Origin of the sequence: Microcoleus sp. N9_A1, from assembly GCF_036701795.1 — a bacterium.
Taxonomy (GTDB): domain Bacteria; phylum Cyanobacteriota; class Cyanobacteriia; order Cyanobacteriales; family Microcoleaceae; genus Microcoleus.
In genome coordinates, this window is record NZ_JAUBRI010000004.1 from 80,098 (window position 1) to 105,508 (window position 25,411).

Here is a 25,411-nt window from a genome sequence, read left to right on the forward strand (position 1 = left end):
TAAATTATGGCATCGCAACAAGTGCAACCAAAGCTAGTTATTCACGGCGGTGCGGGCAGTTCTCTACACAGTAAAGGCGGAATTGAGGCGGTGCGGAAATCGCTTTACGATGTTTTGGAGGAAGTTTATCCGCTGCTGAAAGACGGTGCAAGTGCCGTAGATGCAGTGGTGCGGGGCTGCCAATTGTTGGAAGATGACCCGCGATTCAATGCCGGTACTGGTTCTGTGGTGCAGTCGGACGGTCAAATTCGGATGAGTGCTTCGCTGATGGACGGTTTGATGCAGCGTTTCAGCGGGGCGATTAATGTTTCTCGCGTTCAACATCCGATCGAACTTGCTCAATTTTTGCAGACTTCGGACGATCGAGTTCTCTCTGATTTTGGTTCGGCGGAATTGCTGCGAGAACTTCAATTGCCGATTTACGATCCGATGACGGATTTGCGTTTGCACGAGTGGATGCAGGAACGCCAAGGCAATTTTAGTAAAGCAATGGCTGACGTGGTGGCGGAACCGGCCGGTATGGGTACGATCGGAGTCGTAGCTTTGGATGTGCATGGACGCTTGGCTGCTGGGACTTCGACTGGTGGCAAGGGTTTTGAGCGCATCGGGCGGGTTAGCGACTCGGCGATGCCGGCGGGAAATTACGCGGCCCAAAGTGCGGCGGTAAGCTGTACGGGGATTGGCGAGCACATTATGGACGAGTGTTTGGCCGCGCGAATTGTGATTCGGGTAACGGACGGTTTGAGTTTGAAAGCTGCTTTTGAGCGTTCTTTTACTGAAGCTGACGAACGTCAACGGGATTTTGGCGCAATTGGAATTGATTCTAGCGGGGCGATCGCTTTCGGCAAAACTAGCGAGGTGATTTTGGGTGCTTTTCACAACGGTATGCAAAGGGGCGATACTTTGGAAATGAGCAAGGGAACGTTGATTTTTATTGCTTAAAAGGACGATATAAATCAATACGGTTCAGTTAGTGTTAAAAAAACCGATCGTGCGTAGGTTGGGTTGAGGAACGAAACCCAACATTGTCGCTACAATTTTCCTTAACTGAACCGTATTGCATTAAATATATAGCAATCCTAAGTGATTTTCTAGATCGGTAAAATCTGAAAGTCTTGCTATACAAGAAGTCTAGAAAGACAAGAGGGCGTTGTGTTGTGAGACTCAGATCGGATTGCTATAGGAGAATTGTGCCAAGAAAGTATCAAATAAAAAGCGCATCATATAACGATATTGTTGGATAATAATTCGACCCATAGAAAGAAGCTGAAAAAATATTTAGGGCTTGCTGAATAAAGGCCAAAAGATTTACGAGGTTTGGGTTATGCGAGCGCACGATGGGCACTCAGGTGCAAGAAAAAGAGGTAAAATAGATCAAAACCCGTGCATCACCATCTGCGAACGTGTACCGAAAAGCTGAGCTTGCTCCTTTCTCACCCTCCGACTTTGAACTCCCCTCCTGTGGAAGGTTGTCACCCGATAACCGTTGGGTAAAAATGGTCGAACTGATCCCGTGGTTAGAATTTGAGTCAGAATATGCTGAAAACTTCCCCACAGACATGGGAGCTCCTGCTAAATCTTTTCGGATGGCGTTGGGAGCATTAATTATCAAAGAGAAACTCGGGATTAGCGATCGAGAAACAGTAGAACAGATCCGTGAAAACCCCTATCTACAATATTTTATCGGTGAATCAACTTACAGCAATGAACTACCATTTGATCCATCACTATTGGTTCACTTTCGACGGGCGTATTAGTCCCAACCTAATTAGGGCTTGCTGAATAAGTTAGGAAAAATCGCGTAGGCGAAGCCAGCCGCAGGCATCGCACTTGATGGGCAATTCAAGCTTGGCGAAACATAACTTTTTGTTGACTATAACTTGCCCAATTATAGCTTTTAATAATCATTGAACCGTAAATAGGTGTGATTTTCGGTTTTTGACATAAAAACACACAAAAAATCCGTCTTAACCAGGTAGAAAGGTTCATTACTAAAAAAGTAATAGCAATAGCTGTTTGTGAAGTATTATCAAGTTTTGTCATCACCCGATTCAGGCTAAATCTTCTTTTTCCTTGTCCAAATTGGCCCTCAATTGCATTTCTAATTCTTTCATCTTCTAAGGCTTGTTTCTTTGTTTCTTTGCTCACATTGGCGGGTGGCCTTCCTAAAGGCGGGCCACTAATTCTAATTCCTCTTTCTTTACACCAAGCTCGATTTTCCCTGGTTCGATAAATGCGATCAGCATGGACTGATTCTGGATAGTATCCTGTGTAATTTTTAAATGCTTCTACTTGTGCTTTTAAGTCTCCTGATTCGTTAAAATTATCCCAGCTCATCCGGTCTAAAAATACATATCCATCAAAGCAACTCGCTGACAGTTTTGCTCCAAACTCCACTGGTTTCCCTGCTTTTCCTCTCACAATTGGACGGATATGGGGTTGGCTTAAACTTACTATTCTGTCCTCTATACTCTGTTTGTTATTTTCAAATAACCAGAGTTGTTGGCGATAGACTTCTGTGAGGACTAGCAAAGTTTTATACTGCTTTTGGCTCAGACTTTGTAGTGTGGCACCTGATTCGATTAGTTGTTCAATATGAGCGAGGTTTCTTTTGATATATTGCAGTTGTTTTTTAATGGCTTGGATTTTTTTGTTTCGTTTAGGTCGTCGTTGTTTGGCTACTGCCAAGGAATGAAAAATCAATAACTTGCACAATTAAACATCAGAAGCCTTGATCCAAGGTCAACTATTGCTCTATTAGTCACCTTATTTATTTTTCATTCCTAAGTAGTCTTTCCTGGCTATTTTTCGGTAGGTTCTGGGTTTTTTATTGATTTTTTGTTTGAGGGATTTATAGAGAATGTCGATGATTTTTTCGGTATGAACTCTGGCCTTGTTTAATAGTCCTAAGTCGGTGGGATAGCTAATATCTGCTGGAGCACAGGTCGCATCTATGATTGATTTTTCTTGATTGGTTAATTTATTTTTTGCGTCCGAATCCTTTTTTTTTCGGGCGGTTTTGGGGTGGTTTCGCGCATTTTTTCCACCATTCGTTCGTTCACTTTCTTGATTAAGTTTGCACTGATTCGTTGCCGAAATTGGACGGCGGGGTGATGGGTCAAATGGGGGTTCATTACTGTAAGTTGATTGACCGATAAAGTATTGTAGGTATGGGTTTTCTCGGATCTGTTCTACTGTTTCTATGTCGCTGATTCCCAGCTTTTCTTTAATAATTAATGCCCCTAATGCCATCCTAAATGATTTGGCGGGTGCTCCCATTTCGGTGGGAAAGTTTTCAGCATAATCTGATTCAAATTCCGACCAAGGAATTAGTTGGGCCATTTTTACCCAACGGTTATCTTCTGACAACCTTCCTTCAAAGGGGAGTTCAAAGTTGGATGGGGGTCTTGGGGCAAGCTCAGCTTTTCTGTACACGATCGCAAATGGTGATGCACGGGTTTTGAGTCATTATACCTGTTTTTCTTGCACCATTACTACCTTTCTTCGTCTGAAAATCCATACAGTGTTTACTTGAACCACTGCTTCAGCAAGCCCTAATTAGGGACTGTTCCAAGGATAAAGGAAATGGCGATCGCGCATCGTGTAGCGATCGCCACAGGCGGGGGGTATTCCGCTAGTTCCCTGAGTGGACAAGTCAAATAAAAAGGTTATTCCTCATTACCCGTCTGGCAAGTAATACTTTTAAAATAGGTTGTACACGAACGGCAAAACCACCAGCTTGTAGCTTTTGTATCCCATTGCATAGTACCTGTACCTTTCTCTTCTCCTTTAAGAAAGTCCTTTTTGTACGTTAAGGCTCGGTCATATTCTTTATATCGACAAAATCTCTCTGCTCCTATTTTTTCCGCAGCCGGATCTGTCCCATCTTCTCCTTTCAAGACCGTGCCCACTAGAATACCGTCTATCTGAGGCTTGTAAAACACCTTCTTCCCTTCATCGTCTTGAGCAATAGCTACAAAAGTCATCATCACCATCCCAGCTACTGTAGCACTAGAAAATAAAATCCAATTTTTGTTAATCATTTAAGTTCTCTCCTCAGAATTTTTGGCTTTTTCCTTCAAAGTTTAATTCTAACATTAAATCAATAGTCCGGACAGTTTTTAGATAAACGCCTGAAACCGTCATTCTATGGTTGGCGATGCCTTCGGCTGGCTACGCCTACGCGACGAGCGTCGAGTCCAAAACCCGCACTCTATCGTTGCCCATTAAAAAGTGTCTGGACTATTGTTAAATACAGCACTTCCGGATGTTATGAGGTACAGTAGCAGCAATTAGTAAACCAGTTTTTAAGATGTTTCGGATTAATTAAGTCAAGAGCCACAGCACTTATCGTGTCAACCATTTTAGTGGTGGTTGGTGAAAACTGTCGCAATAAAGATTTGAGTTGCGACCACCATAATTCAATTGGATTAAAATCAGGAGAGTATGGGGACAAACACAAGATAGAAGCACCCACCGCTTCAATCATAGGCTTAATTGAATCTAGTTTATGCGCTGGTAAGTTATCCATCACTACTACTGCTCCCGACCACAATTGTGGCACTAAACATTTCTCGATAAACACCTCAAATACTTGGCTATTCATCGAGTTGTCTATCGTCATTAATGCTACTACTTGTGTGAGACTAATTGCACCAATTACTGTGACTTTCTGACCTCGATAAAAAGGTTTGACCGCATAGGCTCTCGTTCCTCGTTGGGAACGTGCATGAGTTCTGGTTAAGCCTAGCAATACTCCAGTCTCATCTAAAAAGACTAGATTTTTTGGGTCGATATGCTTGACTTTTTCCCAATACTCTAACCTTAATTTCATGACTCTTCCAGTGCCGGCTTGGCTACTTCTCACTGTTTTTTTTTACGATTTAATCCCAACTTCTGTAAGGCGTTACACATGGCTGTTCTACCCACCCAATTGCCCGTCTTTTGGGCAAATAACTCACACAATTCTAGTAAGGTTGCATCGGGATGTGCTGCCACTATTTCTCTCAAAGAAGCTGTGGAATTATTCAAATGACTGTATCTCGGTTTCCCCGTGGGTTTCGGCTGTAAAGTCCCCTCTATTTTTTGTTGATTGACCAGTTTCTGAACTAAGCTTTTACTGCAAGCAAATATTTCTGCTGTTTTTCTGATCGACAGCTTCTGATCTAGATGGGCTGCTACTATTTTGGATCGCAAATCTACTGAATATGCTTTCATTGGTGTATTTTTTTAATCTATTATTGTTGTACCTCATAACACCCGGAAGTGCTGTAATAATCAGCAAGTTAAAAACGGGCGGTGGCCGGCATGGTTTCCCTATCCCAGTTCCTGGCTGAGAACTTTAGCTTTAATGTTGTGGATAGCTGTTGTTGTGAGAGTTGTCAGTTTTTGGATTGCTGTTATCGGAATAACTTTATCAGCAATTCAGGAAGATATGGGTTCATTTTTGCGAGCTTTAGGGTTAATAATACCTCTGTCTGTAGCAATACTATCTTACATTCATCACATTTTATTTTTCGATAAATCCAAGACCCCCTACACTCGGTGGTTGCCTATAGCAATCCTAAATCATTATCAAGACTATGATACAATTATATGCAATACTTGATTGTGACAATAAAACCATGAATAACTTACAACTGCCACAAAAAGATAGGGAAAAAGAAATAGATTGTTTAGAATCTTTCATTAAAAGTGATATCGATGCCAGAGAACTAAAACGAGCAATAGCTGTAAGGATGGCGATTTCAGGTAATATCTACCATAAAATTAGCAAAATTTTGGGTGCAAGTAAGTTTTTTATTGGTTATTGGAAAAAGCAATTTAAAACTAAAGGCATCGCCGGACTCAAACTAGGACATAAAGGGTCAAAAGGGTATTTAACGTCTCTACAAAATACTGAAGTAATCGAGTGGTTAAAGAATAAAGAATATTGGAATTCAGATGAAATGGTTACTTATTTAGATCGATAATTTGGTGTGATATATAAATCCAAACAGAGTTACTATGAACTTTTATACCGGGGAAAATTAGTTGCAAAAAACTCAAAAAACCAATCCGAAATTTGATAAAGAACTGGTAAAAAAAAAGACGGAAAAAATTAACGATATTTTATTTAAAAACAACGCTGGTATAGAGTCTGGGGAAATAATAGTATTGTTTTTAGATGAATGTCATCTACTTCATGGTGATCTAACTGGTTATGTTTGGGGTCAATCCAAAATTAGAATTGAAGTCCCAATTACCAATGAAAAAGATAGACAAACTTATTTTGGTGCACTCAATTATCAAAGCAAAGAATTCCCTATTCAGAGCCATCCATCTGGTGATAAAAAATCAACAGTTAAATTCATAAAATATTTACAAAATAAATATAAAAATCGCAAGATTATCTTGATTTGGGATGGAGCTAGTTATCATAAATATGGAGAATTTAGAGACTTTTTATTAGAACTAAATGGTGACAAAGAACCTGAGAATTGGTCAATTACTTGTATTTTATTTGCTCCCAATGCTCCCCAACAGAATCCAGTTGAAGATATTTGGTTACAAGCTAAAAACTTTTTAATAAAGTATTGGTATTTATGTAGGTCTTTTAAGATTGTCAAGTTTTTGTTTGAGTTTTTTACTAACGAACATAAATTTGATTTCCCCAAAATACGTCAATATACTTACACAGAGAAAATCATTTAGGATTGCTCTAGATATAGAAAATCATTTAGGATTGCTATAGTCCCAGGAGTTTGTGGGAAGGTTTGTACGCCCCACTTGTGGCGCTGTTATCTTTGATAATGGTTGTAGTTTTGCTGTTGCCATTTTTCCCGATTGTTTCAAGCTGCAACTACGGAGCAGAATTTGAATTGGCAAGTTGTGTTGGATCTTACCAATCAGAGGTATCTAATTATCTATCTACTATTGCTGAAGTTTCGGCAGTGATTTGGGTAGTTACAGCGGCATATCTTTACCAAATAGATTACCTGATTCGCAACAACTTTTCTCTAAAAACACTGGCGGAATTATTTTTACTGGCATTTGTAACTTTTGTGGCGGTTTCAGGGGTTTCGCTGCTTTCTAAAAATCCCGAGGTGAGGCAGGCTATAAATTTACCTGCACCGACAAAGAATGTACCGAATTTGGTGACTTCTGAACAAACACCTGCTTTGCCAACTGTACCGATATCCAAACCATTACCTCCGACTTCTCCAACAATTAAATCTGACTCTTTTGGGGATGCAGTCAATAAAGCAACAAATGCAGCAAATTTTGCTCAATCGGCTCAATCTGAGACGCAGTTGCTCGCAGTAGTCACTGAGTGGCAAAATGCTATAGCCCTGATGAAATCAGTACAACCTTCGAGTTCCAATTATGATGTCGCCCAAAATAGAGTTGTACAGTACCAGCAGAATTTAGTTGCTATTAAGCGCAGAATCAATCGTCCTTTTCAACAGGGAATTGATGAGGCTCAAAATGCAGCTTTGTTCGCTCAAACTGCTCAAACTAAAGCTGAGTGGGAGTCCGTTGCTAGTCAGTGGGAGCAAGCGATCGTGTTTATGAAAACTGTGCCGCAGTCGAATCCCAATTATGTTGTAGCTCAGAATAGAGTTGTTCAGTATCAGCAAAATTTAAACGCTGCACGTTTAGCAGTTAGCCGCGCTAAATAAAACAAACAAACCGGGTTTTTCACTCCTAGTTAAAGGCCGGAATGCTGTATTTTCGTAAAAACCCGGTTTCTGCCTCATCGCCCCTAACCTCTCTAATCTTAAATCCGCAGTTGCCAAATTTTAACAGTACCATTCTCCGCGCCGCTGACGAGAGTTTCGCCCAAAAGCCCGATCGCCACCGCAGACACAGGGCTAGAATGTCCATCTAACGTGTGCAGCAATTCGCCGCGAAGACTCCAAAGTCTAACAGTACCGTCAAAACACCCCACTGCAAAGTATTTCCCATCAGGGCTAATTGCGGCGGCGGAAGTGATGCGAATTCCTGTTTGCAGCGCCTGCAATAATTCCCCGGTTTGCAAATTCCACAGTTTGATAGTTTGACCACCATGATTGACAAGAATTTGGCTATCGGGAGAAATCGCTACATAATTTTCGCTGCCAAATGTTCGTCTCACTTCGCCTCCCGGTAGTTCCCACAAAGTGACTGTGGCGCGACAGAAACCGCTGACTGCATTGAGCCCGCTGGCTACTAGCATTTTGCCGTTGGGACTCAGGGCGATCGCACTAATGTCATCCCCTTGATAGCCTTCTAAAACTTGCAGCAGTTGGCCGCTGTTGAGGTGCTGAAGCTTGATTTTGCCACGGGTGGTGCCGATCGCCAAAATTTGCCAGTCGGGGCTGACGGCGACGGATTCGTGGCGGTGTACGTCTGCCAAACGCTTCAGCAGTTCGCCATTTTGCAGGTTCCAGAGTTTGACTGTGCCCGCGCGCGATCGTGTCAGCAGCGTTTTACTGGCGGGACTGAAAGCAACTAGCAACACGGCTGTGGAATGTCCGAAAATCGTCTGTCGCAGTTCCCCGCTGTGCAAACTCCAAATTTTCACTGTACTGTCGTCAGATCCCGTTGCCAGTAATTGTCCGTCGGGACTGATAGCCGTAGACAAAATCCTGTCTGAATGGTGGAGAGTGGCTTTTAAGATAGCGCCGGTTGAGGTTTTTGGCTGCGTTTTATACCCTGCTATTTCTAGCCAGTCGATCGCATCTCTCCAATTTTTGAGAGCATTTCGGGGTCGATTTGTCAAAAATTCTATGTATCTGTACAAAGTTTTTGACAAATCAACTTCTACACCTTTGATTTGTTTGTTGAGAAAAACCGCTATTTCGGCGGGACTGTAACCGCACAGCAAGCCACAGAGATGCCGCTTTTCTACGGGTGTCAGCCCTGTTCTGGTGTGGGGGGCGAATTCTTGTTTGGCATTTGCCAAGTCGCTGTAAAGCCTGTGGATGTCCCAGCCGTTGCTTGCCCGTGCAAATGGTTCTTCGGGTCGATCGAGGGTAGAGGGTATCATTTGCGGCAGTCGCGATCGAGTTCCTAGTCAAATTCCTAACTAAAATCCTAACATTCGCTGTGCGCGATCGAACTGTTTTCACCGCTAATCTATTTTTAACACAGCCAACAGGGGAATGAGTTTCAGGCTGAAAGTTCGCCTAAATCCTTACCTTTACAGTTTGCCAAACAACCATACATCAATTTGATGCAACTCTTGTGGGGTGGGCAGGAGAACCCGCCATCAAAATATAATTATGACTTTTCTGAACTTAATTAATGAAATTTATGAATTGACCTTAAAAGAAATTTGTTGAAGAATTGTAGTTAAGAGTTTTTCTGTACCTTTACAGTTTGCCAAACAACCATACATCAAGCGGAGAAATAGAAAATGTCTGGAATTGCGATCGTCTTCTTTTTTGGCGGTCTGGGCTTTATTTTAATTTTGGTTGGTTATATCTGGGGATTATCTCAAGCTATTGAACAAGAAATTCTGTGGGGATTAATTTACTTTTTTGTTCTCTTTTCTTTCTGGGTATTTCCTATTAAAAATTGGAGTTATAAAAAAGTTAGGAAACCATTTTTACTTCAACTTACTGGATTCATCATGTATTTCTTGTTAGGCATTATTATTGCATTATTACCTGCCATAGGTATTTTCAAAACTGATGGTTCTGGGCCTAATGTAGATCAGGGGTCTAACGAGCAATCGCCATCTTCTTTTTCTTCTGATTTCAACACTTATCCATCCCTCTATCAAGAGCCATCTCCTGCTGCCGAGCCATCTCCTACTGTTGCTGCACCTGTAACTGAGCCTAATTCTGCTCCTGTTTCTGCTCAAAAAGATGACTTCAAACAATCGATGAAACTCGGCTATATCTACTACGGGCAGGGAGACTACCAAACGGCTTTAATCAATTTTAACAGAGCTTTACAGATACGTCCGGGCGATGCTTATGCTGTCAAGGCTATTGACAACACCAAAAGTGCGTTAGCGAAGCCAACGAAGAGGATCGTCCAAAGCATTGTCAAATAATAATCCGTGCATTAAAAATTGCATACAGCGGATAGATAAGTAATTCACATTTTCTGTCAAAGTCAACAACTAAACTAATGAAAATTATTAAACAAACACCAACTAAACTAACCATTAAAACGGCTAGCGCCTGGGATGGTTTGCTATTAATTTCTCCCTTCATCATCATTGGATTATTGCAGATTATTTTAGCATCAAATTGGATAGGGGGAGGCATATTTCTGTTGTTCTCGCTATCTTTGTTGGACGGCGCGATAGATGAAATATACATTTTTGATAAAACTTTTAGCAAAATGACAATTAAACGACGGGGTGTATGGCTTCATGATGTTACCGAATGCTCAACTCACGAGATTTCTGCGGTGGAATTAGAGGAAGTGGGAGATAGGGAGGGAAATCGTAGCTATTATGTTGATTTGTGGATGTTCGGGGGCGATATCATCTGTTTAAGAAGCTATTCACTAACAGAACAACACAAAATGGCTGACTTGATTCGCAGCTATATCTCGATTAGCGATCGTCGCACCCTTAGCAATATATTTGCCCTGCAAGCCCGTGAATCGTAGCTATAGCAATCCTTGCAGGAGTCGTAAACTTTTTACCCCACCCCAACCCTCCCCTGATCAAGGGGAGGGAGTAAGAAATTCACAAATGATCTAGGATTGCTATATCCTGTAGGGAATCGCCCAAATTAATAACTAACGATAATTAAGTAGGCGCAAATAAACCTGACAATGTAACAAAATGTAAACCTGGACTCACCTGGTGATTACTTTCCTACGGACCGCGAAGCTAACGTTTCATTTCCCATAACATAATTAATATATTTTTAAGATTCATCTATTTTAAATCATAGAAAGCTATCTTAAACCCAGCAGCAGGTAAACTCGCGACATTTGTTGTCGGTCAGAAGTTTTAGTGCTAACCTATTACCAAAATAAAAGGGGTCATGGCAGAGAACGACTTCAAATAATATATAAGTTAACAATTCGGCTGAGCGGGGTTAGTAAGGCGATCAGTAACATCATTTTTGTAATTTAAGGGCGAGATAAATGAAAATAATCAAGCAAACAGCAAGTGAATTAATAATTCAGACTCAAAGCATATTTGATTTTTGGTTGCCTAGTTGTTTATTCATGGCTTTGGGACTGTTCGGGCTGGCTTTTGATTATCATAAAGCAACCCTGATCTGCCAGCGATTGCAGGCAAAACAAGGCAGTTGCCAGATTGTGCGATCGAATTTACTGGGTTCAAAAATCCAAGAAATTGAGCTTGCTTCTTTGCAGGGAGCTAAAGTTCAAAGATGCGGCTATAAAACTAGAGTTGTACTTCTGACTTCTGTTGGCAATGTTCCTTTCACTGCTAACTCCACTAATTGGGGAACCCAAGACGCTGTTGCTTCTGACATCAATTTTTTTGTTAAAAATGCCAAAGATCGATTGCTGCGCTTAAGCCAAGACGATCGCTGGTTGGGATGGACAGGAGTCATATTTTTGCTCGCAGCAGCGGCAGTGATCGTCTTGAGAAATAATGAAACCTACAGCTTCGATGGAATGTTAAACACCTTGACTGTTAAACAGCAGGGTTTGTTGGCACGTAAAGTAATTGAATACTCTCTGTGCGAGATTTATGGCGTGGAAGTCGATCAAACAAAAGATCTGCAAAATGACACTTGGTACGAAGTCAGACTGTTAGTTTGTGGAGGCTCTCGCATATCCCTGCCTAATACTATGAACCTCTACCAGCAAGAAAAAATTGCCAAAGCGATTAACAACTATCTGAACGCGCAAAAATAAGACAAAATAGCCGATCGCGATCAACCCGATTTCTCAAGGTTGCGGACTTATATCATGTCCGGTTGATTACCCCTAATACGGTAGGGGCGGGTTCACGAAAAATCTCTGCCAATAATTGACAATCTCAAAAACCCGCCCTTTTAATCGCGGTCACTCCATCGAACATGATATTACGCAGAAACCTGGTTTTTCACCCAAATTTCACGCGAGAGGGCGATCGCCCCCGCTAATAAAAACCCGGTTTCTTTGGTATCGATCGCACAAGTCCCGATCGCGTGGAAACTCATCATCACAAAAGTAAACAATCGTTCACTTTTTAGGTTCTTTCAACTTCCAACCTGGTTTCACAACTTGCCGGGAACGGGCAATTACTAAACAGTCATTCGGCACATCTTCCGTCACTACAGAACCCGCCGCTACAGTAACATCTTCCCCCAAAGTTATCGGTGCAACCAGCACGCTGTTAGAACCTATTTTAGTTTGATCGCCTATTTGAGTTTTGTGCTTGTTTTTTCCGTCATAATTTGCGGTAATTGTCCCAGCACCGATGTTAACTTTTTCTCCCAAAGTCGCGTCGCCTAAATAAGACAAGTGAGCGACATTAGTTCGATCGCCTATTTGAGTATTTTTCAATTCTACAAAATTGCCGACACGGCAGTTCGCCCCAATTTCTGCGTGTCCCCGCAAGTGGGCATAAGGGCCAATTCGCGAATTTTCAGCAACCATACTGTCAGAAACCACCGAATAAAGCACAGTCACATTTTCTCCAATCTGACTGTTTTCGATCAAACTGCCGGGGCCGATGCGACTCCCAGAGGCGATCGAAGTATTTCCGCGCAAGTGAGTTTGCGGTTCAATTATCACATCCGGCTGCAACTCTACGGTATCGTCGATCGTAATGCTGTTGGGATCTAGCAGCGTCACTCCCGCCGTCATCCACTTGTCCTTTATCCGCGTTTGCAAAATATCGCAAGCTGTGGCTAAATGTTTGCGATCGTTAATTCCCAATATTTCTTGATAATCTTCCACATCCACCGCCATCACCGGACTGAGGAAATTTACCGTATCAGTTAGGTAATATTCTTTTTGGTCATTATCTGCCTTCAATTCTGGCAAAATTTTCTCTAAATCCGGCCAGTGAAAGCAGTAAACACCTGCATTAATTCGGTGATTTTGCTTTTGAGCTTGTGTGCAGTCGCGGTCTTCGACAATTTGCTGGACTAAATTTTGACTGTCAGTAAATACTCGACCGTATCCTTGGGGATTCGGCAAATTAGCTGTCAATAAAGTAGCAGAGTTTTGGTGCTGTTTGTGAATGGCCATCAATTGTTTGATAGTTTCTGCCCTCAGCAAAGGTACATCCCCATTTAAGACCAGCAAGTCTCCTTGAAATCCCTCTAAGTGAGGCAGCAATTGTTGGATGGCATGACCTGTTCCCAATTGTTCAGTTTGTTCGACAAATTCTAGGGGAGGAGATTGAAGATTTTTCCCTGATATTTCTTGACCTCGAATCAGGGATTCTTTAACGAGTTCGCCTCGATAACCGACGATGACAAGTCGCCTGGTAATTTGAATTTCTTGACAACTTTGGAGGACTCGCTCAACTAGGGATCGACCGCCCAATTCGTGTAGAACTTTGGGTAAGTCAGATTTCATGCGCGTGCCGCGTCCAGCCGCTAAAATTGCTATTGCTACCATTGTGCGATCGAGTTATTTGCTATAAAAACTTGAATATTGACTAACTGATGATATCACTCGCTGTCCGCCGATGGCACTGCGATCGCACAAATTTTTCATCTAAAATTTCCCATCTCGCATCCGCGCGATCGAATATTTTTCCAGCCGGATGCTGGTTGTAGGGGCGATGCTTGCAATCTCTGGACTGGCGCGCCCGGTATCAAAAACCTGCTTGCAGCAGCAGTATTTGGCGGCTGAGCAAGACGACTTGCATTCCTCACTACAAACCTGAGTTTGTTTGGGAGTAAGGACTGCGAGTCTTTTCCCAAGGGCTGGGAGGGGGAGCGAGAGGGATAATTTGCGTCTTTGGGCTGGGATTTGCCACGATACATTATACTATTTGTTGAATTTCAGTGAGGGTGTTTTCAACTTAAAAAAAATATTTCTGACTGTTTCATTAATTCTGCCTTCTATAGCAACCGCGCCCGAAGGTTAAGACATTCTTAATTGCTGAAACATGAGTTATCATATTGCTTCTGACTTCTATGCTAAATAACTAAAGCCTTCTGACTTCTTGCATCCGTTACATCTGTTACGTAATCCGTTACCGAACTTCCTTCTGCCTTCTACCTTCTGCATTATCAGGTGTCTAGCTATGACAGAGCTTAATTTTCAGGAACTTGCCAAGCAGGGAAATCTTGCCACTGCGATCACATCTTGGCTAAACAGCCAGTTGCAATCTGAAGGCATCACAGCCTCGGCAAATCTCGACGGCGACTGTTTGGATGTAATTCTTGAGGCCGAGCAGGTACCCATAGAAAACACATTAGTTGATTTTGTCCGCACCGAGCTGACGAATTTGCAGCCGGATTCGATTCGTAAAGTGAAGGTTGAGGGCCGAGAAAGCGGTCAGATTGCTGCTGCTTGGAGTCAAGAGTTTAGTTTGGAGAACAGCACTTTTGAACCACAGAGCTTTGCAGGAGAATCTGTGCCAAATACTGCGGTTGCTAATATAGATGATCGCACAGAGATGGAAAACAATTTTGAGGAGGAAAAACCGCCGGAACTTGCTGCATTTGAGAATCGGCTGCGATCGACTTTCATTGTAGTTGGGCTAGTAATCGGTATGTTGGCGATCGCCGTGGTGGCGTTTGTCGGTAAGATTTTGAACCAGCCAGCAGCAACTGCGGGGAATAATCCCGAGGAAACAGCAGATTTAGCAACTGCACCAGATACTTTTCGAGAAGCCGTTAACAGCGCACTCAAAGCAGCAGAATTAGGGCGAGCGGCAAAAACCAAGGAAGATTGGGCGACAGTTATTGATCGCTGGCAAGAAGCGGTCTCATTAATGAGAAGAGTACCAGTGTCTAGCCCCAACCATCAACTAGCTCAAGCAAAAGTAATCGAGTATCAGAAATATCTGCTTTACGCTCAAGAAGCAGCAGTAACTCCCCCTCTGCCAACTCCAACTCCCGCACCAGCCGAAAAATTACCTTCGGAAAAAGCAACTCCTAAAAAATCCAATTCGCCCAAAGAAACTTCGGAAAAAGCAACTCCTAAAAAATCCAATTCTGAAAATAAAGCTTCAGACAAAGCAACTCCTAAGAAATCTCCTTCCGACAAAAAAGCAGAACCAGAGAAAAAATCTCCTTCTAGATAATGTTAAAATAGAGATTTGAATAATTATGACTGACAACACTTTAATCGTTTCTCCTGAATGGTTAGCCACCAATACTGACAATCCGCAAGTTGTAATCATTGACTGTCGTTTTTCCCTTGCCGACCCTGAATTGGGACAAAAACAATATCAAGAAAGTCACATTCCCGGAGCTTTCTATTTAGATTTAAACCGCGACCTCGCGAGTTCAGTGGGCAAACACGGCGGTAGACATCCGCTGCCAAATATTGAAGAATTAGCTGAGAAATTGAGCGCGATCGGGATTAATTCATCAGAAACTTTAGTCGTGGCTTATGACGATTCGCGGCTGGCTTTTTCGGCTCGTTTGTGGTGGCTGCTGCGATATATGGGACACAGCAAAGTCGCTTTGTTAGACGGTGGGTTCAGTGGCTGGAAAGCGGCCGGATATCCGGTAACAAATATTTTGCCAGAACCCCGCGAGGGTAACTTTGTTGCCCACTTGCAGCAGGATTTGGCGGTAGATATTGAGGCGGTAAAAGAGCGTAAAGACTTGCCGAGAAAGGTTTTGGTTGATTCGCGAGAAAGCGAGAGGTATGAAGGTTTGCGGGAGCCGATCGACCCCATTGCAGGCCACATTCCGGGCGCGGTTAACTATCCTTGGCAAGGGGTGACGGATGAAACTGGAAAAGTGCGATCGGCATCCGAACAAAAACAGCGGTGGACGGAATTAGAAAAAGCCGAAGAAATTATTGTTTATTGCGGTTCCGGGGTGACGGCTTGCGTTAATTTACTGTCTTTAGAAATCGCCGGAATTCCCGATGCTAAACTTTATGTCGGTAGCTGGAGTGACTGGTGTTCCTATCAGATAAAAAGCGGCGGTTGAAACAGCATTTATACAACATTTTCTTCAACCCACGGAGGTGGGTTTTGTCTGTATAGACGCGGTTGCAACTGCCCGGTTTCTGTATAGACTCGGTTTTAACCGTCTTCTAAAAATCGAAATAAATATAAGGCAAACCCCCTTCGGGAGCCAACACCCAAACCGCATACAAACAAAGCGGCACTAACACCAATTTCATAGGCCAATTTAACTCCAATTTCAAACCCCGACTCAACGCATAATTCCCCAGCATCGCCGCAGCCAAAGCCGCTAACATCCAAGTTAAATGCACTCTTTCCAAACCCAAAGCTTCGCCATAAACTTTCTCAGCAAACTGCACGTCAGCAGTGTGTCCCCACAAATGCGAAATCGCCCATCCAGAATCCTTTAAATCGGGAAGGCGGAAAAATATCCAACTACCAAAAACCATCGCCTGAGTCAACAGCCAACCGATCGCAATCCCGATCGGATTTTCCCACAAAAACTCGATCCGCAACCGCTTAAACAGCACATCAGTCAGCCTGTGAACCGCCAAAGCTAAACCATGTAAACCCCCCCACACAATAAATCCCCAAGCTGCCCCGTGCCAAATTCCCGCAATTAACATGACGATCGACAAATTCAGACAAGTGCGCCACAAACCGACTCGCGAACCCCCCAAAGGAAAATACAAATAATTGCGTAGCCAATCGCCTAAAGTCATGTGCCAGCGTCGCCAAAAATCAGCTATGCTGGCACTAAAATAAGGAAAATCAAAATTTGGTGGCAAATACCAACCCAGCAGCAAAGCAGTACCGCGCGCCATGTCAACATAGCCACTAAAATCGAGATAAAGTTGCAGCCCGTAAGCAAAAATCGCCAGCCACAAATCCTCGCTACCCGCCCGCTGCAAGTTGGTAAAGCTTAAATCGACATAAATGCCCAAGTTATCTGCAAAAAGACCTTTTTTTACTGCACCAAAGGCGATCGTCCAAAGTCCCTCAGAAATGCGATCGGGCGTCGGAAATTGCTGGGTTTTCAGTTGATAGATCAAGTTGTGATACCGAGTAATCGGGCCGGAAATCAGTTTTGGAAAAAACAACTTGTAAGCAGCAAAGTGCAGCAGCGAAGTAGCAGCAGGCGCGCCTCGGTACACGTCAATCAAATAAGCAATGCACTCAAAGCAAAAGAAACTCAATCCCAGGGGTGCGATGACGTGACTTTTTACCCAGTCAGCCCCGTCGAGAGCAACAGGCCAATTGAACAAAGTGCCGATCGAACTCAATAAAAAAGGCACATACTTAAAGCCCAGAAGCAGCAACACATTCAGGCAAATTCCTATCCACAGCAGCCACAAACGGCGGCGGTTCCAAGATTCATTAGCAATGCGCCAATCCAGAGGTTCCCCAATCGCCATCGCCAAGCAGTAATTAAACAAAGCACCGACTAACAGCAGAGGAATGTACCAAATTTGCAGCGAAGCGTAAAAAATTAAACTACCGGCCAACATGATGAACAGCCGCCACCACCGCACCGGAACCAACCAGTAAGCCGCGAACAAAACTAACAGAAACAGGGCATATTGAAGAGAGATGAAAGTCATTTTTTACAAATAAACAAGATCGGATATTCGATCGGGACAGGGCGCAGTACCCATTGGTGTCAACAATCGCTTAAAACCATCTGTATCTCTCGTTTTTAGCCCAGCCTCGATCCCCCTAAATCCCCCTTAAAAAGGGGGACTTTGAAAGTGCTTCCAGTTCCCCCCTTCTTAAGGGGGGCTAGGGGGGATCGAGACTCTGCTAAGAACTAGATTTATGGATTTTAGCCGATCGCGCTAACACGAACAAAAGCACCGCCAAAGTCCCTAATGTAGAGTCGGCAACTGAGAACTGCTACATTTTACAGCACAAAGGTTAAATGCTGTTGCAAATTAAATAAACTTCGTTTTTGTAGACGTGGTTTCAACCGCCATCTTATCTATCTTGAAATTATCTGCGTTGATCTGCGTTGATCTACCTTACATCTGCGGTTGACCGGCTCTATCAAAGATTTATGCAATAAGTCCAAAGACTAGCCGATCACAAACCTTCAGTACCGTTGGCGGCCTAGATCGCAGTACAATGAATTTCTGCCAGCAACTTTTTCAGCAAACACCGAAAAACTATTTTCATCGTCCACAATCAAAACTTTTGCTGCTGAATAATCCGGCGCTGGTGATGGCCCGGAACCCCGCAAGCTACGAGAATTTGCGATCGCCAACGATATTGCCTCTTTCTTAGCAGCAGACATTTCCAAAGAGTTTTCTGGATCTCCAGCATACACGATCGGCAACTTGACCAAAAAAGTCGAACCCACTCCGGGCGAACTTTTGATTTCAATACTTCCCCCCAGAAATTCCGCTAATTTTTTGCACAGAGACAATCCCAATCCGGTGCCTTTGACGCGCTTCTGCAAGGGATTTTCGAGTTGGACAAATTCTTCAAAAATCCGCGTTTGGTCGGCTGGAGAAATGCCAATGCCCGTATCTGCAACTGAAAAAATAACTGTTCCCCCGTCTCCTATTTCTGCCGCAACTCGGACTTCGCCTGCTTCGGTAAATTTGAGGGCATTAGAAATCAGATTTCGCAAAATCTGAGAAATTTTCCCCTCGTCGGTTGTGAGGATTGGAAGTTCGAGAGGATCTTCAAAAATTATAGAAACGGCCGAGTTTGGGGGAAGCAGGGGGCGCATCATTCCTCGCAGCGCGCTGAACAAATCTTCGACTTCAAAATCAGCCAAGCGAACAGTTAGTTTTCCGGCTTCCACTTTGGCTAAATCTAACGAGTCGTTGACAAGTTCTGCGAGAGACTCGGCGGATTTGTAAATGTAATTTACTTGCTTGTCCTGTTCGGCTGAAAGTTCTCCGTCGAGGCGATTTAACAATATTTCAGAAAGGCTCATAATTGCCGTTAGTGGAGTGCGAAACTCATGGCTCATATTGGAGAGAAAGCTGGTTTTGAGTTCGCTGGCGCGCCGGAGAGATTCGGCCTTATCATTCAATTCGGCGTAAAGTGCCACGACTCCGCGATTGGTATCTTCTAGTTGTTGATTTAATTGTACGAGTTCTTCTTGACGCTGGCGGAGTTCGTCTAAAGTGCGTAGTAATTCTTGATTTTGCTGCTGAATTTCGGCATAGGGATCTTCGGGAATTTGGCGCGCTAGTTTGTCAACTAATTGATTTAGTTCGATCGCACTCAGCGCAGGCATATTTTTGGAAAACTGTTTAATTAATTGTACAGCCGTTCCGCGATCGGGCGCAGAGTCGATTTTCACTTCGTCCATCAACCGTTTCGCTGCTGCTAAACCAAGTCCCGCACCAGTTTGCGATCGAAAATTGGGGCTTAACACAGCCGGTAAATCAGCAATTCCCGGCCCCGTGTCAGAAATCCGAGTCCGAAAAAATTGGGGCGATTCCCCTTCCACAATGAATTCTACTTTGCCACCGCCTGCATATTTGAAAGCATTGCGGGCAATTTCGGAAACTGCTGTGGCGATGCGGGTTTGTACTTGGGAATCGAATCCCAGCCCTTTAGCAATTTGGCGAGCTCTTTGGCGAACTTGTACGATGTCTTGTTCAAAGCGGACTTCCGTCGTCAGGATTGGGTAACTCACGCTGCTTCTCTCATCTTGGCTACTATAACTGTCATGTCATCGCGAGTGCGTTTGAAGTCCCGGTAGAGCACGGCTGCGATTAAAGCAGGATGTCTGGAGGCTAAACCCGGATAGCGGTTTAAATTCCACTGCGCCCCCAAACCGTCGGAGTGCATGATGAGTAGGGACTGCTGCGACCAAGGATAGACAAATTCTGCTACTTTTCGCATCATATGTCCAACTGTGCCGTTGTAGGAAACCATGCTGCGGCTTTGGTTATCTGTCACCACTACACCGGTGATGTTGCCAATTCCGGCAAAACAAACTGTTTGTTGGGTAGGATCTATTTGGGCGATCGCCGCAGCCGCTCCTCTGGTATTTTTTAAAGCAGCGTGCGCCTTCTCTAAAATTGCTTTCGGCCCGAGTTTGGCGTTTTCCTCAAATACCCGCACTGCTTCGCCAGACGCTTCCTGGGCCAAATCCCCGTAGCCGAGCCCGTCTGCAACTAAGATCAGGTTTTTGTCAAGGTGATTTTCTGCCGCCCACGAATCCCCGCAAATTTGCTCTCCTACTTTCGGCAAGTGGATGACCCCAAATTCAAAGTAATTGCTGTTTTGAAAGGCTTCCCGGCTATTTTGGGTAGGTTCCAGCCGCGCTAATAAGGCTGTCCCCAGTTTTGGTACAGAATGAATATCAAAAAAAGTAGAGAGGCGTTTAATTGCCCCCAATCCAGTTCCAGGGCTTCCCGCTGTAGAAAAACCGTCTCGCATACACAGCGCGACATTTGCCATTCCTTGGCCCCGGTCTAGCGCTACTATTTCAATGCTATATCCTGCCGCTGTTTTTAATGTTCGCAGCAAAAGTTCTCCTTCGCGGCCGTGTTTGACCAGGTTTTTTGCTGCTTCGGTGGCAACAATTGCCACTTTACCGCGATCGGTCTCGTTAAATCCGACTTCGGTCGCGAGGGCGACTGCGATTCGGCGCGCTTCTCCGACTTGACTTTCTTCTGTTACGGGCAGGGCTACGGCATCTATCATTACTTTATAGTTCTAATCTTAAGCTGGCACGCATTTAAAAAGTCATTGGGCATTGGGCATTGGGCATTGGGCATTGGGCATTGGGCATTGGGCATTGGGCATTGGGCATTGGGCATTGGGCATTAGTCATTGGTCTGATTGCATAAATCTTTGATTGATTGCGAAACCGCAGATGCAACGCAAATGCAACGCAGATAATTTTAAGATAGTTGGCGACTTTGGCAAGAGGTATATTAGTTACAAGAAAGCAGTCAAGCGTGAATATTTCCCCCCTCTCCCAATCTCCCAATCTCCCCCTCTCCCAATCTCCCCATCTCCCCCTCTCCCCATCTTCCTCACCGCCAGCGGACGATCGCAATTTTAGTCCCCTTACCCACTTTGGAAACAATCTCAAATTCGTGCATCAACCGCTTGGAACCACTCAGCCCCAAACCCAAACCGTGATTAGAAGTATAACCGTCAGTCATTGCCAATTCAATGTCGGGAATTCCCGGGCCCTTGTCTTCAAATATCAGCCTCAGCCCTTTGCGGGTGCCTAATAGGAGCGTTTCGAGAGTTACAGTTCCCCCTTTGCCGTACTCTACAGTATTGCGGGCGAGTTCACTAGCTGCGGTAACGATTTTCGTTTGGTCTAATAAACCGAATCCCATTGCTATAGCCCAAGCTCGCACTTGCTGTCGGACGTGGACTATATCGGATGACGATCGGATTTCTAGTGTCTCACGTTTTGACATGGCTACTGTACCAAAATAGAACTTCTCCCCAAAATATAGGACTTACGCTCGTCAACTTAGTTTCTCCTAATAAAACTTACGCACTTACTACGATTTTCTCTCAATAGAGAACATAGTGAAGCAATCTCAAACCCTTGATTTAACCCTCTTGAGTGCGTAAGCCCTGTCCTAAGAAATCTTCAGTTTGTCAACAAGGTATCTACAAACAAACTAGGTTTCTTTACTTCCTGTGCCTCAGTCACGGCACAATTAATCGACTGCTTACCAGAAAGAATTGGTTTAAAGCCGGAACCCTTGTAGGAAGAAATTAAAAGAAGACTATTCATTACTCCAATCCTCTTCCTTCCAGGTAGATGTCGCTATCCCAGGTCAACTGTCAACTGTCAACTGTCAACTGTCAACTGTCAACTGTCAACTGTCAACTGTCAACTGTCAACTGAAGATTGCTTGTCAGGAGAGAAACCCAAGGATTTTCTTAACAAAATCATGCCTTTTTCAACGCTTAAAGCTGTGCGAACTCCTGTCAGGGAAAGCCCCAACTCAACGAGCGTAATAGCAACCGCTGGCTGCATCCCGACCACAACTGTTTCCGCATCTAAAATTCGCGACATACTAGCGATATTGTTGATAATGCGACCGATAAAAGAATCAACAATTTCGAGGGAAGAAATTTCAATTAACACACCTTTAACACCTGTTTTGACGATGCGGTTTGTCAGGTCATCTTGCAGGGTCATTGCTAAGCGATCGTGCATATCTACTTGAATTGTTACTAGCAAAAATTCTCCCATTTGAAGGATCGGTATTCGTTCCACAAATTCACCTACTTGCTAACATTTACTTGAGTTATCATGTCAGAGCGCAATATTTTTATGTTTCCTCTTTAATATTTTTTATAGTTAAACCTTGGCGCTGCAACGCGACTTTAAAAGCATCCGCTAAAGTAGCTTTTGTGAGAATATCCTGCAAGTCTACTCCCAAGTGAACTATGGTTTGAGCTATTTGCGGGCGAATGCCACTGATGATGCACTCAGTACCCATTAAACGGGCGGCTGCGACAGTTTTTAATAAATGTTGAGCAACTAAAGTGTCCACAGTCGGCACGCCTGTAATGTCTAAAATCGCAAATTCTGAGCCAGTTTCCATGATTTCCTGCAACAGAGTTTCCATGACTATTTGAGTGCGGGCACTGTCGAGAGTCCCGATCATGGGTAAAGCGAGAATGCCTTGCCAAAGTTTGACTACGGGTGTTGACAATTCGAGCATTTCTTGCTGCTGGCGTTCGATGACTTCTTCGCGAGCTTTGAGAAAGATTTCTGTCACCCAAAGGCCAAGCTGGTCTAATAAACTGGTGGAAAGCCAAAGTTGTTCGACAAGTGCGTCGCGGTTTTCTGTCAGTTCATGACATAGCCGATCGAACAATGGCTTTTTGAAGCATAAAATGAAACTCGCTATCTCTGAGGGAGTAAAGCCTCTCTGAACGCGCGATCGCGAAACTTCCGCTAGTAGCAGCCGCATATTTTCCCATTCGGGTGTCTGGATGTCGCTAAAGTTACCGTGCCCCACTGCAATGTGGAGCAATTGCAGAAACTCTTGACACTCGGAGCGCAATTCTTTGGCTCTCATCAAGTCGTCCCGCCGCAGCCCGGTATTTTGCAGTTCTTTGAGCCAGTCTGCTAGTAACTCTGCTTTGTGTCTTTGTAGGATTTCCGCGATCGTGTTATTGCTTGTGAGTTCCATTAAAATTATCTCCTGCTTAGCAATTGGGATGAAATTGTACGAGCGATTCCCTACGGGATAGCTTCGCCGCGCGTACCAAGCGTGTTTTTTGATGGGGCAACTTCTGAGTTTAGCTCACTGTTTGCTGTTTGCGATCAAGGGTTAAGTACCTAATTGTAAAATGCGTTTGACGATCGCACTGGTAGAACTCGGAACTTCTATTTCGATCAAGGAAATCTTGCCACCTCCGGCGATAACGGCCGGTGCTTCCGGCAGAGTTTCGACTTGATAGTCGCCTCCTTTAACGTATATATCAGGCTTCAGGATATTTATCAGTTTAGTTGCTGTAATCTCGGAAAAAATTACTACGGCGTCTACTGGTTTGAGGGCGGCTAGCACTTCGGCTCGCTGATTTTCCGGTACGATCGGGCGGGGCGGCAATCCTGGCTGCTGCGGTTTGATAGCTTGCACGCTGGCGTCGCTATTCAAGCCCACCACGAGCGATCGCCCCAAAGCTTTTGCAGCCTGCAAATAGCGAACGTGGCCCGCGTGCAGGATATCGAAGCAGCCGTTAGTAAACACGATCGGACGCCAATTGTCCGGATCGGATGCGATCGATCTTTCAAGTTCTCTCAAAGTGTAAACATCAGAAATCATTGCAGTCATTACCACCCAATTTAAACAGCGCTCAAAATTATCCTACCAAAGAATGTGATGGTTTGCACTTTCGATATTAAAAAATAAATCAGTCAATCTCCCACTAATTAATAGTTGTTTGTGAGCAAATATTAATTAGTAAATGCTAACTTTTAAGCCAGAATGGATAAGTAAAAATTACCGACGGGGAAGCAGACATGGAAAACATAATCCCTCCGTCAAAAACAGCTACTCCTCTATGGGTGACAGCAGTATCCTGCTGTTGGTAACCGGAGGTTAAAAAGGTTGGTAAACAATTATTTATTCCCGCCCTCTCTTATATCAATTACTATAAGACAAGGGATTTAGTTCCACCGCCTCGGGCAGGCGATCGGGTAGTGAGAGCCCTAGGGGGTGAAACCCAACGAAACGCGCTCCTGTGTCTATTATTTCTGACACCGCCGCGCGAGCGAAAGCTAGTTAAAAGCTGGAACCTAAGCGTGCAGAGCTCATCTTTACGCTGGATTCGTCAGACTATAGAAGAAGCCAGCAGTTGCTTGCTGCAGTTTCTAGGCGCTATCTTGACCAAGCTTTACAGCCAACCCAGAAGCGCACAGCCTCCTGTGTCCAACTCTATATAGCTGTGCAGAAACTCGACCTTTTGGCTCGCAACCGCAGCCTGTGAAAACCCAGAGGAAAGTCGAGTTCGGTACCCGAAACAGCTATTTTGGTGGAAAATAGCTTAACTCGTTCAACAAAATCCACTCAACTACCCCCTTAAATCTAACGGTGTAGAATTATCTAACACGAATTATGAAAGCAAGTAATAGCCGTCAATTTTCTTCAGTAGCTGCTCGAACTCTCAAAGTAGTCGGGATTATCTTGATTCTCTCTGCTTTGCTTGACTGCATTGTTCTGTCGCTGCCGGGAGAAACTTCAGACCTTCTCAATCGAGGCTGGCAGTTGACTGCAACAACTCAGATAGTTGACAAGGGCATTATTCCTTTGATCGGTATCGCCCTCCTGATGACTGGCTTTTGGGTTGACAGTAGCAGTGGAGTCTCTATTGAGCGACGCAAGGTTTGGCTGGACTTGCGATTCTGGGCACTGTTGATTTCCAGCTTGTTAGGTTTAGTTTACCTATCTCTGGTTCCCGTTCACCTCAACAATACTCGTTTGGAACTCAAGGATGCTCTGGCTCAAGTCGATCAAGAAGCGGGACAAGCGGAAGGTCAACTTGAGGCACAACTTAAAAGCCCTCAATTTAAAACTCAGGTAGAACAGCTCAAAAGCCAGCGTCGCACCCAGATAGGGGCGCTGCTGGAAGACGAGGGGAAGCTGCAACAAGCACTCAAGAGTCCAGAGGTTCCCAAGGAATTGAAAGCTGTGCTTCAGGAGTCGAAAAATGACCCTAAAGCCCTTGACAAGTTCCTGGAACAGCAAGCTCAAGAACTTCCTACTCAAGCTCGCAACGAGATTCGCACCCGCAAGCAACAAAAAGAGAAAGAGTTAAGAACTCGATCGAGAAATTCGAGTTTGCAGACGGGAATCACCAGTTTGCTGCTAGCGATAGGCTACATTACTGTTGGTTGGACGGGATTGAGAAGTATGGGAATTCTGCGGTTCGGCCGCCGCAAAAATTGACCGGCGCTGGCAG

At 44.1% G+C, this 25,411-nt stretch carries 23 protein-coding genes and 2 pseudogenes; 11 read left to right on the top strand and 14 right to left on the bottom strand.

The annotated features are described in order from the left end of the window. Window positions 1-6: 6 nt before the first annotated feature. Window positions 7-942, top strand: a complete 936-nt coding sequence (locus tag QUA58_RS02860; RefSeq protein WP_333392958.1) for an isoaspartyl peptidase/L-asparaginase — start codon at window positions 7-9, stop codon at window positions 940-942. Window positions 943-1,403: 461 nt separating this feature from the next. Further along, a pseudogene (locus tag QUA58_RS02865) lies at window positions 1,404-1,748 on the top strand (transposase); the annotation flags it as partial. Between the two features lie 97 nt (window positions 1,749-1,845). Here QUA58_RS02865 and QUA58_RS02870 read toward each other — a convergent pair. The 4 genes and pseudogenes from QUA58_RS02870 to QUA58_RS02885 all read right to left on the bottom strand — a co-directional run. Next, a pseudogene (locus QUA58_RS02870) lies at window positions 1,846-3,435 on the bottom strand (transposase); the annotation flags it as partial. A 233-nt stretch (window positions 3,436-3,668) separates the two neighbouring features. Next, a complete protein-coding gene (locus tag QUA58_RS02875; RefSeq protein ID WP_333392959.1) occupies window positions 3,669-4,043 on the bottom strand; it encodes a hypothetical protein in 375 nt (124 codons plus the stop codon). Between the two features lie 227 nt (window positions 4,044-4,270). Then, a complete protein-coding gene (locus QUA58_RS02880) occupies window positions 4,271-4,834 on the bottom strand; it encodes an IS630 family transposase (RefSeq protein ID WP_333392960.1) in 564 nt (187 codons plus the stop codon). 29 nt (window positions 4,835-4,863) lie between these two features. Beyond that, window positions 4,864-5,217, bottom strand: coding sequence for an IS630 transposase-related protein (locus QUA58_RS02885; RefSeq protein WP_333392961.1), 354 nt, complete (start codon window positions 5,215-5,217; stop codon window positions 4,864-4,866). 407 nt (window positions 5,218-5,624) lie between these two features. Between QUA58_RS02885 and QUA58_RS02890 the strand changes: the two genes are divergently transcribed. The 3 genes from QUA58_RS02890 (at window position 5,625) to QUA58_RS02900 (ending at window position 7,661) form a co-directional block, all read left to right on the top strand. After that, window positions 5,625-5,972 (top strand): helix-turn-helix domain-containing protein, encoded by a 348-nt coding sequence (locus QUA58_RS02890; protein WP_333392962.1) that lies wholly within the window; start codon window positions 5,625-5,627, stop codon window positions 5,970-5,972. A gap of 61 nt (window positions 5,973-6,033) precedes the next feature. Then, window positions 6,034-6,693, top strand: a complete 660-nt coding sequence (locus tag QUA58_RS02895; RefSeq protein WP_333392963.1) for a transposase — start codon at window positions 6,034-6,036, stop codon at window positions 6,691-6,693. A gap of 62 nt (window positions 6,694-6,755) precedes the next feature. Then, the gene (locus tag QUA58_RS02900) at window positions 6,756-7,661 is read left to right on the top strand and encodes a hypothetical protein (RefSeq protein ID WP_333392964.1); all 906 of its coding nucleotides are present in this window, start codon (window positions 6,756-6,758) and stop codon (window positions 7,659-7,661) included. 98 nt (window positions 7,662-7,759) lie between these two features. Here QUA58_RS02900 and QUA58_RS02905 read toward each other — a convergent pair whose 3' ends face one another. Then, entirely contained in the window at window positions 7,760-9,010 is a 1,251-nt protein-coding gene (locus tag QUA58_RS02905) for a WD40 repeat domain-containing protein (RefSeq protein WP_333392965.1), read from the bottom strand. A gap of 369 nt (window positions 9,011-9,379) precedes the next feature. Here QUA58_RS02905 and QUA58_RS02910 point away from each other — a divergent pair, with 369 nt between their 5' ends. From QUA58_RS02910 to QUA58_RS02920, 3 genes are all read left to right on the top strand, one after another. Then, window positions 9,380-10,024, top strand: coding sequence for a hypothetical protein (locus QUA58_RS02910; protein WP_333256846.1), 645 nt, complete (start codon window positions 9,380-9,382; stop codon window positions 10,022-10,024). A 77-nt stretch (window positions 10,025-10,101) separates the two neighbouring features. Beyond that, window positions 10,102-10,590: a hypothetical protein gene (locus QUA58_RS02915; RefSeq protein ID WP_333392967.1), complete on the top strand. Its 489-nt coding sequence runs from the start codon at window positions 10,102-10,104 to the stop codon at window positions 10,588-10,590. A 486-nt stretch (window positions 10,591-11,076) separates the two neighbouring features. After that, the gene (locus QUA58_RS02920; protein ID WP_333256850.1) at window positions 11,077-11,820 is read left to right on the top strand and encodes a hypothetical protein; all 744 of its coding nucleotides are present in this window, start codon (window positions 11,077-11,079) and stop codon (window positions 11,818-11,820) included. Between the two features lie 170 nt (window positions 11,821-11,990). Here QUA58_RS02920 and QUA58_RS02925 read toward each other — a convergent pair whose 3' ends face one another. Both QUA58_RS02925 and glmU read right to left on the bottom strand, forming a co-directional pair. Further along, window positions 11,991-12,125 carry a hypothetical protein gene (locus tag QUA58_RS02925; RefSeq protein ID WP_333310061.1) on the bottom strand — a complete coding sequence of 45 codons (135 nt, stop codon included), beginning with the start codon at window positions 12,123-12,125 and terminating at the stop codon, window positions 11,991-11,993. 4 nt (window positions 12,126-12,129) lie between these two features. After that, a complete protein-coding gene (gene glmU / locus QUA58_RS02930; RefSeq protein WP_333256853.1) occupies window positions 12,130-13,518 on the bottom strand; it encodes a bifunctional UDP-N-acetylglucosamine diphosphorylase/glucosamine-1-phosphate N-acetyltransferase GlmU in 1,389 nt (462 codons plus the stop codon). Window positions 13,519-14,152: 634 nt separating this feature from the next. On the opposite strand from glmU, the gene QUA58_RS02935 reads away from it, so the two are divergent. After that, window positions 14,153-15,157, top strand: coding sequence for a hypothetical protein (locus QUA58_RS02935; protein WP_333392968.1), 1,005 nt, complete (start codon window positions 14,153-14,155; stop codon window positions 15,155-15,157). Window positions 15,158-15,182: 25 nt separating this feature from the next. Beyond that, entirely contained in the window at window positions 15,183-16,019 is an 837-nt protein-coding gene (locus QUA58_RS02940; RefSeq protein ID WP_333392969.1) for a sulfurtransferase, read from the top strand. Between the two features lie 106 nt (window positions 16,020-16,125). On the opposite strand, the gene QUA58_RS02945 is transcribed toward QUA58_RS02940, so the two are convergent. From QUA58_RS02945 to rfaE2, 7 genes are all read right to left on the bottom strand, one after another. Beyond that, complete coding sequence (locus QUA58_RS02945) at window positions 16,126-17,598, bottom strand: MBOAT family protein (RefSeq protein WP_333256862.1); 1,473 nt, start codon at window positions 17,596-17,598, stop codon at window positions 16,126-16,128. Window positions 17,599-18,086: 488 nt separating this feature from the next. Then, window positions 18,087-19,649: an ATP-binding protein gene (locus tag QUA58_RS02950; RefSeq protein ID WP_333257508.1), complete on the bottom strand. Its 1,563-nt coding sequence runs from the start codon at window positions 19,647-19,649 to the stop codon at window positions 18,087-18,089. Further along, window positions 19,646-20,665, bottom strand: a complete 1,020-nt coding sequence (locus tag QUA58_RS02955; protein ID WP_333392970.1) for an ATP-binding SpoIIE family protein phosphatase — start codon at window positions 20,663-20,665, stop codon at window positions 19,646-19,648. Before QUA58_RS02955 ends, QUA58_RS02950 begins: the two co-directional genes overlap by 4 nt. A gap of 335 nt (window positions 20,666-21,000) precedes the next feature. Continuing rightward, a complete protein-coding gene (locus tag QUA58_RS02960) occupies window positions 21,001-21,399 on the bottom strand; it encodes an anti-sigma regulatory factor (protein ID WP_333257502.1) in 399 nt (132 codons plus the stop codon). Between the two features lie 425 nt (window positions 21,400-21,824). Further along, window positions 21,825-22,214 (bottom strand): STAS domain-containing protein, encoded by a 390-nt coding sequence (locus tag QUA58_RS02965; RefSeq protein WP_333253015.1) that lies wholly within the window; start codon window positions 22,212-22,214, stop codon window positions 21,825-21,827. Window positions 22,215-22,269: 55 nt separating this feature from the next. Next, entirely contained in the window at window positions 22,270-23,139 is an 870-nt protein-coding gene (locus QUA58_RS02970) for an STAS domain-containing protein (RefSeq protein WP_333253017.1), read from the bottom strand. 141 nt (window positions 23,140-23,280) lie between these two features. Beyond that, window positions 23,281-23,775 (bottom strand): D-glycero-beta-D-manno-heptose 1-phosphate adenylyltransferase, encoded by a 495-nt coding sequence (gene rfaE2 / locus QUA58_RS02975; protein WP_445243682.1) that lies wholly within the window; start codon window positions 23,773-23,775, stop codon window positions 23,281-23,283. Window positions 23,776-24,567: 792 nt separating this feature from the next. On the opposite strand from rfaE2, the gene hpsJ-B reads away from it, so the two are divergent. Further along, entirely contained in the window at window positions 24,568-25,398 is an 831-nt protein-coding gene (gene hpsJ-B / locus QUA58_RS02980; RefSeq protein ID WP_333253021.1) for a hormogonium polysaccharide biosynthesis protein HpsJ, read from the top strand. The last annotated feature ends 13 nt before the right edge of the window (window positions 25,399-25,411 follow it).

Bases quoted from the DNA above. Each gene is read 5' to 3' on its own strand.
- QUA58_RS02860 (WP_333392958.1), top strand. From the start codon at position 7: ATGGCATCGCAACAAGTGCAACCAAAGCTAGTTATTCACGGCGGTGCG.
- QUA58_RS02875 (WP_333392959.1), bottom strand. From the start codon at position 4,043: ATGATTAACAAAAATTGGATTTTATTTTCTAGTGCTACAGTAGCTGGG.
- QUA58_RS02880 (WP_333392960.1), bottom strand. From the start codon at position 4,834: ATGAAATTAAGGTTAGAGTATTGGGAAAAAGTCAAGCATATCGACCCA.
- QUA58_RS02885 (WP_333392961.1), bottom strand. From the start codon at position 5,217: ATGAAAGCATATTCAGTAGATTTGCGATCCAAAATAGTAGCAGCCCAT.
- QUA58_RS02890 (WP_333392962.1), top strand. From the start codon at position 5,625: ATGAATAACTTACAACTGCCACAAAAAGATAGGGAAAAAGAAATAGAT.
- QUA58_RS02905 (WP_333392965.1), bottom strand. From the start codon at position 9,010: ATGATACCCTCTACCCTCGATCGACCCGAAGAACCATTTGCACGGGCA.
- QUA58_RS02910 (WP_333256846.1), top strand. From the start codon at position 9,380: ATGTCTGGAATTGCGATCGTCTTCTTTTTTGGCGGTCTGGGCTTTATT.
- QUA58_RS02915 (WP_333392967.1), top strand. From the start codon at position 10,102: ATGAAAATTATTAAACAAACACCAACTAAACTAACCATTAAAACGGCT.
- QUA58_RS02920 (WP_333256850.1), top strand. From the start codon at position 11,077: ATGAAAATAATCAAGCAAACAGCAAGTGAATTAATAATTCAGACTCAA.
- glmU (WP_333256853.1), bottom strand. From the start codon at position 13,518: ATGGTAGCAATAGCAATTTTAGCGGCTGGACGCGGCACGCGCATGAAA.
- QUA58_RS02935 (WP_333392968.1), top strand. From the start codon at position 14,153: ATGACAGAGCTTAATTTTCAGGAACTTGCCAAGCAGGGAAATCTTGCC.
- QUA58_RS02940 (WP_333392969.1), top strand. From the start codon at position 15,183: ATGACTGACAACACTTTAATCGTTTCTCCTGAATGGTTAGCCACCAAT.
- QUA58_RS02945 (WP_333256862.1), bottom strand. From the start codon at position 17,598: ATGACTTTCATCTCTCTTCAATATGCCCTGTTTCTGTTAGTTTTGTTC.
- QUA58_RS02955 (WP_333392970.1), bottom strand. From the start codon at position 20,665: ATGATAGATGCCGTAGCCCTGCCCGTAACAGAAGAAAGTCAAGTCGGA.
- QUA58_RS02960 (WP_333257502.1), bottom strand. From the start codon at position 21,399: ATGTCAAAACGTGAGACACTAGAAATCCGATCGTCATCCGATATAGTC.
- QUA58_RS02970 (WP_333253017.1), bottom strand. From the start codon at position 23,139: ATGGAACTCACAAGCAATAACACGATCGCGGAAATCCTACAAAGACAC.
- rfaE2 (WP_445243682.1), bottom strand. From the start codon at position 23,775: ATGATTTCTGATGTTTACACTTTGAGAGAACTTGAAAGATCGATCGCA.
- hpsJ-B (WP_333253021.1), top strand. From the start codon at position 24,568: ATGAAAGCAAGTAATAGCCGTCAATTTTCTTCAGTAGCTGCTCGAACT.